The organism is Desulfosporosinus hippei DSM 8344 (genome assembly GCF_900100785.1).
Lineage (GTDB): Bacteria > Bacillota > Desulfitobacteriia > Desulfitobacteriales > Desulfitobacteriaceae > Desulfosporosinus > Desulfosporosinus hippei.
This window is the reverse complement of record NZ_FNCP01000009.1, coordinates 33,557-49,978: the sequence shown is the minus strand read 5'-3', so window position 1 is coordinate 49,978 and position 16,422 is coordinate 33,557. Positions and strand designations below refer to the sequence as shown.

Sequence of the window (16,422 nt, the reverse complement as noted above, 5' to 3'; positions counted from 1 at the left end):
GAGAATGAAACATATGGGATTCTATTTTAATATGACGACGTGTATAGGCTGTCGAACTTGTCAGATTGCTTGTAAAGACAAAAACGACTTAAAGATAGGTACTATCTTTAGACAGGTAAGAAATTTTGAAACGGGTGTTTTTCCGAGTCCTGGCGTGTACCATTATTCTGGAACCTGTAATCACTGCTCTAACCCCAAATGCGTAGAAGGATGCCCTACCCGTGCTATGCATATTGATGTCGATGGGACAGTACAGCACGACAAAACCAAGTGTATCGGCTGTCGTTATTGCACTTGGGCCTGTCCTTACGGGGTTCCTCAATTCATTGAAGATTTGGGTAAGGTAAGCAAATGCGATGGGTGTAAAGATCTTCGTGATCAAGGAGCAACTCCTGTTTGTGTGGAGGCCTGTCCTATGCGTGCTCTGGAATGGGGAGATCTGGATGAACTAAGAGTCAAACACGGCAGCGACACCACAAGTGATCTGCCGATTCTTCCTCCTTCCTCTACAACCAACCCATCGGTACTTATTAAAGCAAAAGCCATAGCCAGGCAAAAAGATTTCCGAAAAAAGGAGATTTAGAAAATGGACGAAACAGCTTTATTGATATTTACCCTTTGTCTGCAGGCTGCTATCGGCAGCATGATCTTTATTACCTTAGGGAAGCAGCTTTATAAAGACAAACAGTTTAAAGTTTCCGCACTAATCTCAGCGTGCTTAAGTGTTGTAGGAGTTTTGGCATCCTTCGTGCATTTAGGGCAACCCTTTTCGGCTCTGAATTCCCTGTCTAACTTAGGAAGTTCTTGGTTAAGTAAGGAAGCTCTGCTGGCAGGAATCTTCATGGGTATCACCGTGTTATACGCCTGGGTCCAATACTACAGACCGGAGAGCCAAGGCCTAAATACTGTTTTGAGATGGGCGGGAAGTGTTCTCGGTTTAGTCACCATCTTTTCCATGGTTAAAGTGTATACCATGGCCAGTGTTCCGGTATGGGATGGAACCAACACCTTTGTGGATTTTTATGCTACAGCCATAGCTTTAGGTGCGCTTATCTTTTTAGTGTCCAGCTTTAAGGAGCTGAACGAGGCGAATCAAAGACTTTTCCCATTCATTGTCTTAGCTACCGTGGTTATTCAAGTTGCTGCAGCTGTTCCCTATGCGTTTAGCTTAGGACTAAACGGGATGGCGGCTCAAGCTAGTGCTGAGGTGCTTAGTGAGATGGGCGTAGTCATTGCCCTGAAATGGCTGCTTATTCTGGGAGGGGCCGGACTTCTTCTTTGGCCGGCCATCCAGAAAGCCGGCGCGACGGGGGCTAAATCTGCTTCAGGAATTATTTATGTGGCGGCAGCCATCTTGTTAATCGGTGAGATAATAGGGAGATATGTTTTCTATGCTTCAATGATCACCTCTCATATTGGTTTGACTTAAAATGACGGAATAAAGGGAGGTTCCAATCGATGAAAACCGAATCTAGGCAGGATGATATTGCAATACTTTTGGCAAACAGAACCTATCTATATCGTTTACTGCAAAACTTATTTGGAAATGAACCTGCCCTAGAGACAATCCAGATTCTAAACAACGATCATACTCAGACCTCTCTGACTCTGCTGTCTTTAGAAGATAGCCTGGATCTTGTCAGAGATTTCACGGAGCAATTAGAAAAGAATAAAGACGCTGCTCTGGACGAGGTTCGCACTGAATATACGCGGTTGTTTCTCGGTCCAACTAAATTGCCTGCTCCTCCTTGGGAATCTGTTTATGTAAGTAAAGAGAGGCTGTTATTTCAGGAAAGCACCTTAGAAGTACGCAGATGCTACTTGAAATATAACTATCTCCCTGCTCGATATCGTTTTGAGGCCGATGATCACTTGGCTTTAGAATTAGATTTCATGTATAATCTCAGCAATCTTGCTGAAGCCGCTTTCCAAGGAGAGGATCTTAGTGAGTTTAGGGAAATTTTAAAGGATCAAAAGATTTTTTTGGCAGAACATCTACTTGTCTGGGTTCCACAGTTTGCTTTCGATTTGGAGTCTGCTACAACCCATTCCTTCTACAGAGGTATAGTCTCTCTATTAAAGAAATACCTCAAAACAGATATAGAGGTTATTGATGAAATGCTCGCGAGCCTTTAAATTTTTCTTTGAAATTTATTTACTTTATACGCAATAAAAAGGGTGGACTTCATTTTCTAAGGAGTCCACCCTTTTTTGAATTTGCGAGAACATTAGAGCCAAGGATATACAATAGGTAATAATTATAGAATATTTTATTTTTCTAAGGGGTTGTAGAGACAGCCCATTCTATGTTAAGATAGCTCTAATTTAATTTTAGCATATCTTTGTATAAACAAGCTTTGTTAGGCAAAGCTTAAGTAGGATGGTTTTCCGTTATCGCGTGTGCGAGTCTAACGGAGTTGCCGGATGGGTTGTTAGAATAGTAGGATGGGAGCAATTGGGAATCAAGGCACCCTCTATTCAGGGTGTCTTTTTGCATCCAAATTAAATAAATAAATGTAGGATGGTAGAAAGGGGTATTAAGATGATTGTAGTAATGAAAACGGGTTCAACGGCAGAACAGATTGAAGAGGTTTCCACACGATTAACTGAGGAGGGCTTTAAGATTCATCTTTCCCAAGGGGTAGAAAAGACAATTATGGGGGCAATTGGAGACCGTAGTCGTCTTGAAGCCCTCGACTTAGAAGCATTGCCTTTTGTAGAAAAAGTTGTGCCTATTTTAGCCCCCTATAAATTGGTGAGTCGAGAATTTCATCCGGCAAACAGCATTATTCGTATTGGCGATCAAGAAATTGGCGGTAATAAGGTTCATGTCATGGCTGGGCCATGTGCGGTTGAAAGCAGGGAACAAATTCTAGAAACAGCTCACGCGGTGCGAGAAGCAGGGGCGACCTTTCTACGTGGGGGTGCCTTTAAGCCAAGAACCTCACCTTACTCTTTTCAGGGACTTGAAGAGGAAGGATTGCGTTATCTAGCCGAAGCACGGGAGAAAACCGGTCTTTTAGTAATTACTGAGGTTATTGATGCTCGAGATGTTTCTTTAGTGGCGGATTATGCAGATGTACTTCAAATTGGGGCTCGTAATATGCAGAACTTCATTCTTCTTAAAGAAGCGGCCAAGTGTGGGAAGCCGGTTCTTCTCAAAAGAGGACCGTCTGCAACCTTGGAAGAGTGGATGATGGCGGCAGAGTATCTTATGGATGGCGGGAATTACCAAGTTATGTTTTGTGAGCGTGGAATTCGAACTTTCGAAAGCTACACTCGAAATACTCTGGATTTGAGTATGGTTCCGGCCTTGCATACACTTTCCCACTTGCCGGTCATAATTGACCCTAGTCATGGAACCGGAAAGTGGCATTTAGTCCCTCCTATGGCAAAAGCAGCTCTGGCTGCAGGAGCCGATGGCTTAATTGTTGAAGTGCATCCACACCCGGAAAAAGCGGTTTCAGATGGCAAACAATCTTTAACACCTGAAAAGTTCAAAGTCATGATGGACGATCTGGCAAGACTGACTTCCGTGTTAGATCGTGAGTTAGGGGAAGTGAGTAAGCGTGCTGAGTGACGTATCTATATTTACCAAGAGTGAAAAAGAATTAACACCGGGATGGTCAGGCCTTCGAATACCGAGGGCTTGCATTTTCGGTCTGGGTCTCATTGGAGGATCTTGGGCGGGAGCTTTGCATAATGCGGGATGGGATGTTTCAGCAATCGATTCTGAAAAGGCCAGTATCGAGGAAGCAGTAGGGCGGGGCTGGCTGCAGGATGGTTGGACATCTGTGCCAGAGTTTTTAGATGTGGATTTGATAGTATTGGCACTTCCGTTACAAATATTGGAGGAAGGGCTTGAGCAATTGACGGGAAGGATTCCTAAGGGAGCAGTTGTTACGGATGTGGGAAGCCTAAAGAGAGGTATTTGCAGGAAATCAGGAGTTGACACCCAGACAGATTTTCCAGAATTCTATTTTATTGGCGGACACCCTATGACCGGTTCCGAACAGTCGGGATTTGGAGTGGCGGATCCTAACCTTTTTCAGGGTTACCCTTACGTCCTAACACCTGACAAGTATTGTCCTCCTCATGTCTTTCAAAAACTAGCCGCTACTTTAAAAGGATTTGGCGCCAAAGTGGTATATCGGGAACCTCTTGAACATGATGTGGAAGTGGCAATGGTTAGTCATATCCCCCATTTGTTAGCCGTTGCCTTAACCTTAGCAACTCAAGATGCTTCCAAAGAAGGTAAAGAGCCTTTTGCTTTAGCCGGTCGTAGTTTTCGTGATATAACACGCATAGCAGACAGTTCTCCTGAAATGTGGAAAGAAATAATGGTCAAAAATGCTGACGCAATTTTAGGAGGACTTACTTTATGGGAACAAAGAGTCCGGGAGTTGAAGGAGTCCCTTCTGCAAGGGGATGGAGAGGGGATTGCCGAAGCCTTTCGTAAGGCTCACCTGGCGAGGGAAAGTCTTAATTAAGTAATATCGTATGTGATTGATAAGTTTTTTCGGTTATAATGGAGACTACCAATGGTAATTGAATGCGCTGGGAGGTAATCATTTATGGGAGGCGTGTATATAAAGCCGATCACCAAACTGAGAGGCGAAATCAGAGTTCCTGGCGATAAGTCTATTTCTCATAGGGCAGCACTTTTTGGCGGGATGGCTCATGGAGAAACACATGTATCAAACTTTTTATTGGGCCAGGACTGTTTAAGTACCCTTCGATGTTTGAAACAATTAGGAGTATCTTGGGAGAGACAGGATACTGATGTGTGGATAAGTGGTGAGGGCATTGAGGCTTGGAAGGAACCGGACGATGTTCTTGATGCGGGTAATTCCGGAACGACCATGAGACTGATGCTGGGTGCCCTGGCAGGAAGTCCTTTTACTGTTACCATGAGCGGTGATCACTCTCTTCGATCACGACCTATGCGCAGAGTTACCGATCCTCTTAAGGTGATGGGGGCTCAGATAATGGGGCGCAAGGATGGGAATTTCGCTCCCCTTACTATGCAAGGTGGTCAGTTAGAGGGTCATAGCTTTAAAACCCCTGTTGCTTCAGCTCAAATAAAATCTGCTATCCTTTTAGCTGGGTTAAGAGCTCATGGAGAGACTAGTGTGGAGGAACCTGTGCTTTCTAGAGATCATACTGAACGTATGCTCCGAGGGTTCGGAGTTGACGTCCAGAGCAATAAGACCCTCGTCAGGATCCAAGGTGGAGGAAGTTTAAAAAGTCAAGCTGTTTCTGTACCGGGGGATATTTCATCAGCAGCCTTCTTCCTAGTCTTGGGAAGCTTAGTAGGGCAAGGGGAGATTGTTTTACCCAATGTTGGCGTCAACCCAACTCGTACTGGAATCTTAGATGTATTGAAAGCTATGGGTGCAGATATCGAATTAATTGATGCCCAAGAATTATGTGGTGAGCCTAGAGCTACTATACGTGTCCGTCCTGCTAAACTTAAAGGTGTCGAGATTGCTGGGGACCTGATTCCCCGCCTGATTGATGAGATACCTATACTTGCCGTAGCAGCGAGTTTGGCTGAAGGAGAAACTATTATTCGGGACGCGGCAGAACTGAGAGTTAAAGAAACGGATCGGATAAGTACTGTTGTTCAAGGCTTAAGTGCTCTGGGAGCTAAGGTTGAAGAACTGCCTGATGGTCTGCGAATACATGGTCAGACTTCGTTGAACGGAGGACAAGTTAGCAGTTTAGGTGATCATCGCCTGGCTATGGCCTGGGCTATCGCCGGTATGTTATCAAAGGAAGGAGTTAGTGTGGAAGACATGGCCGCGGCTGATGTTTCATACCCTGACTTTTTATCTGTTATAGAGAAAGTAGCTGGATGACTTAATGTCTTACAAAGCTGATACGTCTAATGGTACTATTGAAAAAGGTTTTACCTACGGCTTAAGTCAATCATTGACAATTGCAATTGGATATGCACCAGTGGCTATAACCTTTGGTATTCTTGCGACGCAGTTCGGTTTAACCTTTTGGGAAGCCGGATTGATGTCGCTCTTTGTGTATGCCGGTGCTTCTCAGTTTATTGCGATAGAAATGATCCATCAAGGAGCAACCCCTTTAATGATTGGTGTTACAACCCTTATTTTAAATATTCGACATTTTATCATGAGCTTGTCGGTTGTTCCTTATTTCCCGGAGAGATCACTCCCCTGGTCACTGGGTTTAGCTCAAGGGCTTACCGACGAAACATTTGTGCTTAATACAAAGGTTTTGAAGAATGTTGAGGGAGAAGAAAACCGTCGTAGAGTTATGCTAGGGATTAACCTAGGAGCTTATGCAACTTGGGTAAGTTTTACAATCCTAGGGGGGATAATTGGTAAATGGCTCCCTATTCAGTTCTCGGGTTTTCAATTTGCCCTCTTAGCTTTGTTCATCATCCTAACAACATCCTCTTTGTCAAAGAAGAATTATTTGACGTATATCTTGGCTGCAGCTCTGGCAGTTTTTTTAAAGCTTCTGATTCCCGGAAAAATTTACTTAATTATTAGTGTGGTTGTTGCTGCAGGCATTGGGGCATGGTGGCGTGGGAAGAAAGCGTCTGAAAGTGTAGGCTGTGATAGCCAAAAGAGTATTTAAGAGGTCTAGCATGAGAAGGGAAGATATTCATGTCAATCCAATTGCTTGAAACCGTTTTATTAATGACAATTGTTACATATGGTTCGCGGGTACTACCTTTTCTATTATTTAAAGGAAAGAATGTTAAGGGGTTTGCTCGAGATTTTATCGAGCTTGTCCCCATCGCCTTACTTGCTGCCTTGGTTGTTCCTGAGCTAATAACACCGAATGGAACAATTGTTATTGTAAATAACCCCTTTCTCTGGGCGGGAATTTTGACATTTCTCTTTTCAAAATTCGTACCGAATTTATTTTTAGGAATCCTCTTTGGGATGAGTGTGTTCTGGGGGTTGGATAAATTACTCGTGTAAGAATAGCCGCGACTTAATTAAAATATTCTCCTCAAAAATGATAACCGTGCAGACGTTACTGCACGGTTATCATTTTATTACATAAGCGGGGCGAAAACACGCAGAACAGAACGACCTAGACGCTTGTACCATTTGACAGCCCGACAGTCCGCCAATGTGACAGGTTGACATCGTTCTAAGGTCGTAAGAAAATCCTTAGTTACTTCCAAAACGCTTTGTGTTTGGTAAAGCCAGACCCCGCATTCGAAATGTAAGAATAGACTGCGGTAATCTAAATTAATTGTTCCGACAACAGCCAGCTTGTCATCAATCACCAGGGATTTGGCGTGCATAAAGCCTGGGGTGTACTCATAGATCTTTACGCCGTTTTCCACAAGGGCATCATAGTTTGCGCGGGTCACAGCATGAACGTACCATTTATCCCAGATGTGAGGGGTTATGATTCGAACATCTACATTTCGCTTAGCTGCAGAGCAAAGGGCAGTAAGCATCACATTGTCGAGAATGAGATAAGGGGAATAGATATAGACATATTGCTCAGCTGTGTTGATAAGATTCAAATAAATGGTTTCTCCTAACGACTCGTCGTCTAATGGAGTGTCGCCAAAAGGCTGAACATAGCCATCCGAGGAGAATTCCTTTATATCCTTGGTCATAGGTTTGAAGTGTTCATAGTCTTCATCTGTATTTCGCTGATGACTCCATAGCGACAGAAACATTATAGTAAAGCTCCAAACAGCATCTCCTTGAAGAAGGACAGCTGAATCTTTCCAGTGTCCATATTTATTATAAGCATTGATATACTCATCTGCGAGATTGATACCGCCTGTAAAGGCCGTATAACCGTCGATGACTGCTATTTTTCGGTGATCACGATTGTTCATTCGAGTCGATAGAACTGGGATAAAGGGGTTAAAAGCACAGCACTTGATTCCCATTCGTTCAAGTTGTTTATGATAGCCATATGGTAACGTAAAAAGACATCCGACATCATCATAAATGACACGAACATCCACTCCTTGACTTACCTTTTCGATTAGAATATCCAGTACGGAATTCCAGAAGGTTCCTTCTTCAATGATGAAGTATTCCAGAAAAATATATTTTTCCGCCTTGGTTAGTTCCTCTAGTAAGCGTTCATACATTCGCTCTCCTGGTGTAAGATACTCAGAAGTCGTGTTTTGATAGACCGGACAGAAGGAATAGTTTTCTATATAGTATGACTGATTGGATGCACTTAAGCTTTTGGCTTTGATTTCCTGGCTAAGCATCTCGTTATGACCAAGTAATTTGATCATCTTCTCCTGAATCGCCTTCATTTTTCTTCTTGAACGCTTACTTAATTTCTTACCGCCAAATAACAGATAAAAAAGTCCACCAAAGATGGGAAAGAGCATAATTGGAACAATCCAGGCGATTTTATAGGCGGGATTTACCTTGCCGCTTAATATCCTTAGCAGGGCTACTACACTAAGTAATGTACAAATTGCATAAAAATAAACAAAGAAGTTACTGAATTTCCAAATGACAAGGACTAAAGCAAATACTTGGATGAGAATAGGTATGCCGACTAAAAAGATCCTGTTAAGTAGAAGCTTCAATATCCTTTTCATACACACCTCTATACTATAACTTACTTATATATTGACTAAATAAAGTATACTCAATAATATATAGAGAGTAAATATACCCATACGTATTGTGCGGAGGTCAAACGTAAATGGAACGTCCTTGAGAATGAATTTGGGACTTTATAAGACCTAGTAGGGTTAACAATAATGCAGACTCGCATTTTCGTTGAAATAAAGGATAATCTCCCCCATTCCAAAGGAAGTTGGGTGGGAATGCTGGGCTCTCAGGTAACGGTGGACGTGAACTTCAATCGGTTGCTCACTGAAATGGCTAATTTAGTTATTATTAAAATGAAACTCCGAGAATAATCTCGGAGTTTCATTTAGGTAATCTAGGGTAGGTGCTATAATATATTAAAGTTAGAAAGACTTTTGAGGAAACAAGTTGATTTATTGGGGGTAACTATTAGTTGGCGTCGAATCACTCATTATTTCCATTTCATCGTCATCTTCATAGCAACCGCACCCTCGCGAAACTATGGTTAAACCATACCTCTCTGATTTACGTCCCAGAATGAAAGCTAAAATCAGACTAACAAAAAATAACATTCCATGGGTATGATAGTGTTTTTGATGAAACATTGATATCCCTCCTTTAGTTTTAGAATAGCCGCAATAGCTTAGATTCATCCCGGAAATTTAAGGAAATAATAAAATCTAATTTGGAGGTTTATATGCGCTACGATATTCTGCTCTGGGATTTAGATGGAACTTTAACAGATTCGAAAGAAGGGATTACCCGCTCGGTGCAGTATGCGTTAAGTCAGTTAGGTTATCCCATACCTAAAGCAGATGATCTCGAGTGGGTCATTGGGCCGCCGTTAAAAGAGAGTTTTAAAATACTACTAGAAACTCAAAATGATGCTCTGTTAAATGAAGCAGTGTTGACCTATAGAAGGCGCTTTCAAGAAATAGGACTCTACGAAAATGAAGTTTACTCTGGAATCCCAGAGTTATTGTTGCAGTTAAGAGAAAAGGGTTGTAAACATTTTTTAGCAACATCCAAACCTAGAATTTTTGCAGAAAAAATTCTTCAACATTTTTTACTAGCAGAGTACTTTGATGTTATCATGGGAAGTGAGTTAAATGGTCAATTGGCGGAAAAGGAGACAGTCATTAAAGAAGTTCTGAAAACAGCTCCTGATGCTTCACTGTCAAAAGCAGTAATGATCGGTGATCGGAAATATGATGTTTATGGTGCTCGAGAAAACAAAATTGATGTGATAGCTGTTGGATATGGGTATGGGACTGCTGAGGAATTACAAGCAGCAAAGCCTGACTTTATTGCGCCAAATGTTGAGAGTTTAGGAAAGCTGCTTTTAAGTTAATCCATGGTCTGCGGCCTCTTCTCGCCATCCCTGGCTACAGAGGCACTCGGCCATCCATGGCCATCGGATACCGGACGGCTGCGTCTAGGTAGACGTAGTTTTCATCTCTTTCTTGACGAACCATTCCGACGATACCGTTATCCTTTGCTTCTTCCAGGTATTTATGAACTACAAATTGATAGGCCCGCTCATCCCAAGGATCTAGAAAATCTGTGACTGTATTGAAATAGGTTTCAATGGGAATTTTAAGATGATGATGATAGACTTGTAAGGTTATCTCTGACGAATCCATAAAAATTCCTCCTTTAGGGTTTAGTCTAGGAAAAAATTAATTGAATTATGTGCTCAGACATTTTGCCCGCTAAGAAGAAGGAGAGTGAGTAATGGACAATAATGGACTAAATCTAACAGATGGTGAAAGTCCACGTTGCGATCGAAAATTAAATTGGGTCGACTTAGTCTTGGTATTAGGTGGAGTTATTAGTATTTATGTTGGCTTAGCTTTTGGTACGTTTTGGTTGATGGATCTTTGGCCCCACGAACGGGTTTTAATGTATTTGAACGCTTTTTTGACACAGTTATCTTTCGCCCTGTTAATCTATTTTCTAAAACGTGTCAGGAGCTGGACATGGGCTGATTTTGGCTGGAGGGATGTACCTTTACGAGTGATCCTTTCCAAGGTTTTAGGATTATACGCTTTAACATGGGTGGTTAATATTTGTTACGCTATTGCGCTTTTTAATTATGGGTTTACACCTCCCGAGACGGATGTATACTCCAAACTTCTAGGTGATGTTTCAGGGTATACATTGATTCTTAATTTGCTGTTGGCAGGCATTTTAGCCCCCCTTGTTGAAGAAACCTTGTTTAGAGGAGTTATCTTTGGAGGTCTGCAAGCCTACTTTGGAAAATGGACAGCAGCAGTCATAAGTGCGATTATTTTCTCCGCGCTTCACTTCCAGGCCTATGGATTTTTCCCACGCTTTGTTTTAGGAATAGTGCTTGTTTATCTTTACGATCGATACAAGTCCCTTTATCCTTCCGTTGGACTGCATGCTTTGAATAATATAGTTGCTACACTTATCGCGGCTAAAATAATGATTGAGTAAAAGGAGCAAATATGATGATGAAAAGGCAACAGCACGCCTTACAGATTGCCCTTGATGGCCCTGCAGGTGCAGGGAAAAGTACAGTTGCCAAGATTGTAGCAGAGAAATTAAAGCTTTTTTATGTTGATACCGGGGCAATGTACCGAGCAATTGCTTATAAAGTGCTTAAAATAAATGCACCAATCGACGATGAAACTAGAGTTAGTCAGATTGCTAAAGAGACTGAAATTGTCCTAGATCATTCGGATAAGAGGATTGTTTGGTGTGATGGAGAAGAGGTTACTGAGGAAATTCGTTCCCCTGACGTATCCCGTGCTGTTTCAGTTGTGGCCTCTTACCCTGGAGTCAGAAAACGTTTACTCGAACTTCAGCGCCTAGAGGCTAACCGGGGCGGAGTGGTTATGGATGGTCGGGATATTGGTACTTATGTTTTGCCCGAAGCAGATTTTAAATTCTTTTTGACGGCTACACCTGAGGAGCGAGCAAAGCGTCGGTGGTTAGAACTTGCGAAAATAGGTAAAGAAGTGCCCTTACAAGAGGTTACTCAAGACATGGTTGAACGCGACCGTCTTGATACAGAGCGCGAGGTCTCTCCACTTAAGCCTGCTGAAGATGCAATTATACTCGATACAACAGGAATTGGTATTGACGAGTTAGTTACTAAGATTCTGACGCTGGTGCAGGGAGGTTGAGCAATGACGTTTTATAGTTTTGCTAAGGGAATCTTTCGTCTGCAATTTCGGCTAATGGGATGGAGAGTGCAAGGGGTAGAGAACATGCCTTGTGAAGGTCCGGTCATTTTAGCGATTAACCATGTTAGTATGTGGGATCCTGTTGTAGCAGCTTGTAGTGTTCCTCGTCATGTCTCTTTTATGGCGAAAGAAGAGTTATTTTCCTTACCGATTTTGGGAAAAATTTTCTCAAGGCTTGGTGCTTTTCCGGTTAAACGGGGGCATGGAGATATGAATGCGATTCGACAATCTTTGGCAATTTTAAAAGGCGGAGGGGTCTTAGGGCTTTTTCCCGAAGGAACTAGATCGAAGACTGGAGAAATTCAAAAGGGTATGCCTGGAATGGTTCTTCTAATGGAAAAAAGTCAAGCCTCGGTTGTTCCCGTAAAGGTAAGAGGGACAAAACACATGTTTACTAAAGGTTGGGGGAAAATTACTATCGTGCTTGGTCAGCCTCTGACCGCACAGATGCTTAAAGCTCCGGAAGGTGTCGAAAACCGTCGGGAATGGATTGCTGATCGTATAATGCAGGCGATGATTGAGCTGCCGGAAGCAAAGTAAAATGTTTCTCTATTAAATTGGCAGGATTTTTAGAACAGTATAGAGAATTAGTTCTTTACAATTTTTAGGGGGGTTCTAAATTTTGAAAGTCGTACGCGCAGCGAAGGCTGGGTTTTGCTTTGGCGTGAAGCGCGCCCTTGAAATGGCTGAACGGACATCGGAGACATCTCATGCAGTATCACTCGGCCCACTCATACACAACCAGCAGGTTGTTAAACGCTTAGCGGAAAAAGGCATCCAGGTTGTAGATGATTTAAAAGAGGTCACTAATCAACAAGCCCTGATTATTAGGTCTCATGGTGTAGCGCCGAGTGTTTATCAAGGGGCGGAAAACATAGGGGTTCAAGTGGTGGATGCTACCTGCCCTTTTGTCCAGAAAGCTCAACGCTTGGCGGCGATGTCTGCCCAAGAGGGGCAGCAAGTTATTGTCATGGGGGATAAACTTCATCCTGAGGTACAGGGAATTCTCGGCTGGGCTGGGGATAAGGCAGTCCCTATCCAGACGGTTGAAGAAGCAAAAGAGCTTCCATTTTATCCTCATCTGGCTGTTTTAGCACAGACGACCCAACTAGCAGAGAATTTTGCTAAGATAGTCGAGGAATTACAAAAACATACGGATGATTTAATCGTACACAATACAATTTGCAATGCTACAGCTGAGCGGCAAAAAGTTGCCAGTGAGTTAGCAGAAGTAGTCGATGTCATGGTAGTCGTGGGCGGACGGAATAGTGCGAATACCCGAAAATTAGCGAGTATCTGTGCTGAGCGCACAAAAACCTATCTGATTGAAACAGCGGATGAACTAGAAACTGTTTGGTTTGAAGAAGCTGAAATTGCAGGTTTAACTGCAGGTGCTTCTACCCCAGATTGGATAATCGAGGAGGTTTACAAAAAAATGACGGAAATGAATGAGCAACAAATGGATATGGCGAGTTGGTTAGACAGTTGTCCGGAACTACATAACGGCACAAAAGTAACTGGTACCGTTGTGAAAATTACCAGGGAAGAGATCTTTGTTGATATTGGCTGGAAATGTGAAGGTGTTATTCCTTTGGGTGAGTTATCGGTATCCCGAAAAACTCGCCCGGAGGATACTGTATCCATCGGAGATCAAATTAGCGCTGTAGTTGTTCGAGTGGAAAACGAAGAAGGGCATACTGTTCTTTCTAAACGAAAGGCTGATGAAGAAGGAGCTAAAGATCGTTTAGAGAAGCTAGTTGAGAGTAAAGAAGAAATTCAGGCCGAGGTTGTTGAGGTTGTAAAAGGTGGATTAGTAGTAGATGTAGGGCTGCGAGGCTTTGTGCCTGCATCCCAGATTCAATTGGGATATGTAGAAGACTTGGATCAATTCTTAGGTCAGACTCTCCGTTTGCGCTTGATTGATTACGATCCTGCAAAGCGCAAGGTTGTTCTTTCGCAAAAAGTAATCTTAGAGGAAGAGCGGGCAACTAAGCGCACACAGCTGCTGGAATCCCTCAAAGATGGTGATGTGGTGAATGGAACTGTTAAAAGGATGGCAGATTTCGGTGTATTTGTAGATATTGGCGGAATCGATGGACTTCTGCATATTTCAGACATGGCCTATACTCGAATTAAGCATCCATCGGACATGCTTAAGATTGGGGATGAAGTGGAGGTTCAAGTATTAAAACTTGAACAACAAACTGGGAAGGTGTCACTAGGTTTGAAACAGCTTAAGGAAAGCCCCTGGGCTCAAGCAGCTAAAAACTTCCCGATTGGGACTATTGTTAATGGCAAAGTAATGCGGATTACTCCTTTTGGAGCCTTTGTGGGACTTGGAGATGGGGTAGATGGTTTAGTTCATATTTCTCAATTGGCGGATCATCGTGTCAATAAAGTTGAAGAGGTCGTAAAAGTTGGAGATATGGTGTCTGCAAAGATTATAGACTGTAAGCCCGACGAGAAACGAATCAGTTTAAGTATACGCGAGGGAATTGCAGATGCTGCTAAGGCCAGCGATCAAGAAGCCTTAGACTCACAGTCTGAAATAAAACCTATGACAATTGGTGATGCCTTAGGAAAGGAATTCCCTACTGAAAACTAAGATATGCCTTGAATTCTGGCTCAGCTTTAGTGTAAGAATCTAATGACTTCCTGTTTCTAAAACACGGGAAGTCATTTTACTGACCTATACAGTTGTAAGTGTTTGGGTTGTTGGTGATTTTGGATTTAGCATAGAAGGAAGGAGATTCAAATGCCTAAACGAAAACCGACGCTGCCTATTGATTTTCCAATATTATATATTGCCTTAGCTGTCTTAGCCTTTGGCTTAATTATGGTATTAAGTGCAGGGGCAGTGCGTGGTTTCAATGCAACTCAGAACTCGTATTACTATTTCTCACAGCAATTAAAATGGACACTAGTCGGTTCTGTTTTCGCTATTATAGCTATGAAAATTCCCTACACGTTTGTGCGCCGGTTCGCTGGAATCGGGGTGATTGTTAGTTTGGTGCTGCTTATTGCAATTCTTTTTACGGACGCCGGTAAAACAGTTAATGGTTCGGCCCGTTGGATTGTAGTTGCAGGAGTCACTATCCAACCTTCAGAAATTGCTAAGCTGGCTATGGTACTCTTTTATGCACATGTCCTTGATCGTTATCCCATCCAACGAGGCAGCGATTGGCGTATTCCCTTGGGCATACTTGTTCCTTCCACTGTCCTTGTTTTAGGCCTAGTGTATAAGCAACCTGATTTGGGGACAACGATGGTTATTGCTTTAACCTGTGCAGTAATGCTTTTACAGACGGAAATCCCCACGATCTGGTTTGTTGCTGCCGTGCCGACTTTGGGGTTGCCTCTCTTCTATTTTATTCGTGCTACAGAGTATCAATGGGAACGGATTATGGTTTGGATGGATCCCTGGAAATACGCTATGGGTAAAGGATATCAGATTACAAATGCAGAGATTGCCTTTGGCTCGGGGGGGTTATTTGGGGTTGGCTTAGGACGGAGCTTGCAAAAATATGGCTTCCTGCCAGAAAACCATACTGATACCATCTTTGCTATCGCTGGAGAAGAATTAGGTCTACTGGGCACGACACTTTTGTTATGTCTCTTTGTTGCCTTATATGCTCGAGCGTATCAGGTTCTGAGAGAATGTCCTGATCGTTTTGCCAGGTTGCTAGGGTATGGAATAACCTCTTCTTTAGCAATTCAGACAACGATTAACTTGGCAGTTGTTACGGGAGTTTTACCTGTGACAGGAATTACTCTGCCCCTTATCTCTTATGGCGGGGCCTCACTTGTGATAACTTTAGTTAAAATTGGGTTGATATTGAATCTTTCTCGCTATCGAAAAACAGCCTCCAAGGAGAGAAATGTTAAAACCCTCACAGATATTTCTGTGTAAACCCTCTCGAAACGGGAATAATATGGTAAGCAACGTTTAGGAGGGGTACTATGCCTTTTCCATTTGGCGAATGGGTTATTCTGTTCCTTACATTTATCTCTTGGGCAGAAAAACGAACTACAAGGTACTTTTTTTCGCTGTTGACGATTGCCTGGCTCATTGGAAAATGGGCAGAGACTTATTTGCTTGTCAATATGCCTTGGCGTTGGCAACTTTCACGCCTGGCAGTTATGACAGTTTTTTGGCTTTGGGCGTTTCGCAGAGCTGAACGTCGATTTTTACCACTGTTCTTCGCTAGTTTAGTTGCCTTTGTACAAACCTTGTTTTTTGTTAACGAGCCTGGGGTGTTTCCCTTCGGAGAATGGTTTTTTGCAATTGCCATGGTGTTAGTGGCTTGGTTAAGTGCTAAGTCTTTTTGGGGAACCGCCGCTGCTTTAACTGGAAGTGCCCTCTTGAACCAAGTGTTTATTCGTTTTACTTATGATGGTATAATAAGGTTTGCTAACTTACCCGACGATTTCACCTGGAATTTGGGCGTCGGCTTATTCTCGACTTGGACAGCCCTGGCCTATGGCTGGAGGTTAAATACCGAGAAGAAATCGAAAAGAATGACTCAGGATCTTGTAGTGGTTCAAAATTTAGCAAACTGTGAATCCTCAGAAGAGAAGGAGCTTTAGGAGAGTCAGAAAGCTGATTTTTAGGGAATATAGCAGTTTGATAGTTATTT

The 16,422-nt window shown here is 42.7% G+C and carries 19 protein-coding genes; 16 read left to right on the top strand and 3 right to left on the bottom strand.

The window, feature by feature from the left end; all coding sequences use genetic code 11:
• Window positions 1-4: 4 nt before the first annotated feature.
• The 8 genes from BLS16_RS09595 to BLS16_RS09560 all read left to right on the top strand — a co-directional run bounded on the left by BLS16_RS09595 (window position 5) and on the right by BLS16_RS09560 (window position 6,965).
• Window positions 5-583, top strand: coding sequence for a 4Fe-4S dicluster domain-containing protein (locus BLS16_RS09595; protein ID WP_092332706.1), 579 nt, complete (start codon window positions 5-7; stop codon window positions 581-583).
• 3 nt (window positions 584-586) lie between these two features.
• Window positions 587-1,429 (top strand): dimethyl sulfoxide reductase anchor subunit family protein, encoded by an 843-nt coding sequence (locus BLS16_RS09590; protein ID WP_092332704.1) that lies wholly within the window; start codon window positions 587-589, stop codon window positions 1,427-1,429.
• Window positions 1,430-1,458: 29 nt separating this feature from the next.
• Window positions 1,459-2,136 carry a TorD/DmsD family molecular chaperone gene (locus BLS16_RS09585; RefSeq protein WP_092332702.1) on the top strand — a complete coding sequence of 226 codons (678 nt, stop codon included), beginning with the start codon at window positions 1,459-1,461 and terminating at the stop codon, window positions 2,134-2,136.
• 406 nt (window positions 2,137-2,542) lie between these two features.
• Window positions 2,543-3,580, top strand: a complete 1,038-nt coding sequence (gene aroF, locus BLS16_RS09580; RefSeq protein WP_092332700.1) for a 3-deoxy-7-phosphoheptulonate synthase — start codon at window positions 2,543-2,545, stop codon at window positions 3,578-3,580.
• Entirely contained in the window at window positions 3,570-4,490 is a 921-nt protein-coding gene (locus tag BLS16_RS09575) for a prephenate dehydrogenase (protein ID WP_092332698.1), read from the top strand. Before aroF ends, BLS16_RS09575 begins: the two co-directional genes overlap by 11 nt.
• Before the next feature lie 84 nt (window positions 4,491-4,574).
• The gene (aroA, locus tag BLS16_RS09570; protein ID WP_092332696.1) at window positions 4,575-5,861 is read left to right on the top strand and encodes a 3-phosphoshikimate 1-carboxyvinyltransferase; all 1,287 of its coding nucleotides are present in this window, start codon (window positions 4,575-4,577) and stop codon (window positions 5,859-5,861) included.
• A gap of 4 nt (window positions 5,862-5,865) precedes the next feature.
• Window positions 5,866-6,615 carry an AzlC family ABC transporter permease gene (locus BLS16_RS09565; protein WP_092332694.1) on the top strand — a complete coding sequence of 250 codons (750 nt, stop codon included), beginning with the start codon at window positions 5,866-5,868 and terminating at the stop codon, window positions 6,613-6,615.
• Window positions 6,616-6,644: 29 nt separating this feature from the next.
• A complete protein-coding gene (locus tag BLS16_RS09560) occupies window positions 6,645-6,965 on the top strand; it encodes an AzlD domain-containing protein (RefSeq protein WP_092332692.1) in 321 nt (106 codons plus the stop codon).
• Between the two features lie 77 nt (window positions 6,966-7,042).
• Here BLS16_RS09560 and cls read toward each other — a convergent pair whose 3' ends face one another.
• Window positions 7,043-8,578, bottom strand: a complete 1,536-nt coding sequence (gene cls / locus BLS16_RS09555; protein WP_092332690.1) for a cardiolipin synthase — start codon at window positions 8,576-8,578, stop codon at window positions 7,043-7,045.
• 165 nt (window positions 8,579-8,743) lie between these two features.
• Between cls and BLS16_RS23555 the strand changes: the two genes are divergently transcribed.
• A complete protein-coding gene (locus BLS16_RS23555; RefSeq protein ID WP_176786120.1) occupies window positions 8,744-8,905 on the top strand; it encodes a hypothetical protein in 162 nt (53 codons plus the stop codon).
• 81 nt (window positions 8,906-8,986) lie between these two features.
• Here BLS16_RS23555 and BLS16_RS09550 read toward each other — a convergent pair whose 3' ends face one another.
• Window positions 8,987-9,178: a hypothetical protein gene (locus tag BLS16_RS09550; protein WP_092332688.1), complete on the bottom strand. Its 192-nt coding sequence runs from the start codon at window positions 9,176-9,178 to the stop codon at window positions 8,987-8,989.
• A 92-nt stretch (window positions 9,179-9,270) separates the two neighbouring features.
• Between BLS16_RS09550 and BLS16_RS09545 the strand changes: the two genes are divergently transcribed.
• On the top strand, window positions 9,271-9,924 hold the full coding sequence (locus BLS16_RS09545) for an HAD hydrolase-like protein (RefSeq protein WP_092332686.1): 654 nt from the start codon (window positions 9,271-9,273) through the stop codon (window positions 9,922-9,924).
• Window positions 9,925-9,958: 34 nt separating this feature from the next.
• Here the strand turns inward: BLS16_RS09545 and BLS16_RS09540 are convergent, their stop codons facing one another.
• Window positions 9,959-10,216: a hypothetical protein gene (locus BLS16_RS09540; protein WP_092332684.1), complete on the bottom strand. Its 258-nt coding sequence runs from the start codon at window positions 10,214-10,216 to the stop codon at window positions 9,959-9,961.
• Between the two features lie 91 nt (window positions 10,217-10,307).
• Between BLS16_RS09540 and BLS16_RS09535 the strand changes: the two genes are divergently transcribed.
• The 6 genes from BLS16_RS09535 (at window position 10,308) to BLS16_RS09510 (ending at window position 16,372) form a co-directional block, all read left to right on the top strand.
• On the top strand, window positions 10,308-11,033 hold the full coding sequence (locus BLS16_RS09535; protein ID WP_092332682.1) for a CPBP family intramembrane glutamic endopeptidase: 726 nt from the start codon (window positions 10,308-10,310) through the stop codon (window positions 11,031-11,033).
• 11 nt (window positions 11,034-11,044) lie between these two features.
• Entirely contained in the window at window positions 11,045-11,725 is a 681-nt protein-coding gene (gene cmk / locus BLS16_RS09530; RefSeq protein ID WP_427846373.1) for a (d)CMP kinase, read from the top strand.
• Between the two features lie 3 nt (window positions 11,726-11,728).
• Window positions 11,729-12,325 (top strand): lysophospholipid acyltransferase family protein, encoded by a 597-nt coding sequence (locus BLS16_RS09525; RefSeq protein WP_092332680.1) that lies wholly within the window; start codon window positions 11,729-11,731, stop codon window positions 12,323-12,325.
• 82 nt (window positions 12,326-12,407) lie between these two features.
• A complete protein-coding gene (locus BLS16_RS09520; protein ID WP_092332678.1) occupies window positions 12,408-14,390 on the top strand; it encodes a bifunctional 4-hydroxy-3-methylbut-2-enyl diphosphate reductase/30S ribosomal protein S1 in 1,983 nt (660 codons plus the stop codon).
• A gap of 150 nt (window positions 14,391-14,540) precedes the next feature.
• Window positions 14,541-15,695 carry a putative lipid II flippase FtsW gene (gene ftsW / locus BLS16_RS09515; protein ID WP_092332676.1) on the top strand — a complete coding sequence of 385 codons (1,155 nt, stop codon included), beginning with the start codon at window positions 14,541-14,543 and terminating at the stop codon, window positions 15,693-15,695.
• A gap of 50 nt (window positions 15,696-15,745) precedes the next feature.
• On the top strand, window positions 15,746-16,372 hold the full coding sequence (locus BLS16_RS09510) for a hypothetical protein (RefSeq protein WP_092332674.1): 627 nt from the start codon (window positions 15,746-15,748) through the stop codon (window positions 16,370-16,372).
• The last annotated feature ends 50 nt before the right edge of the window (window positions 16,373-16,422 follow it).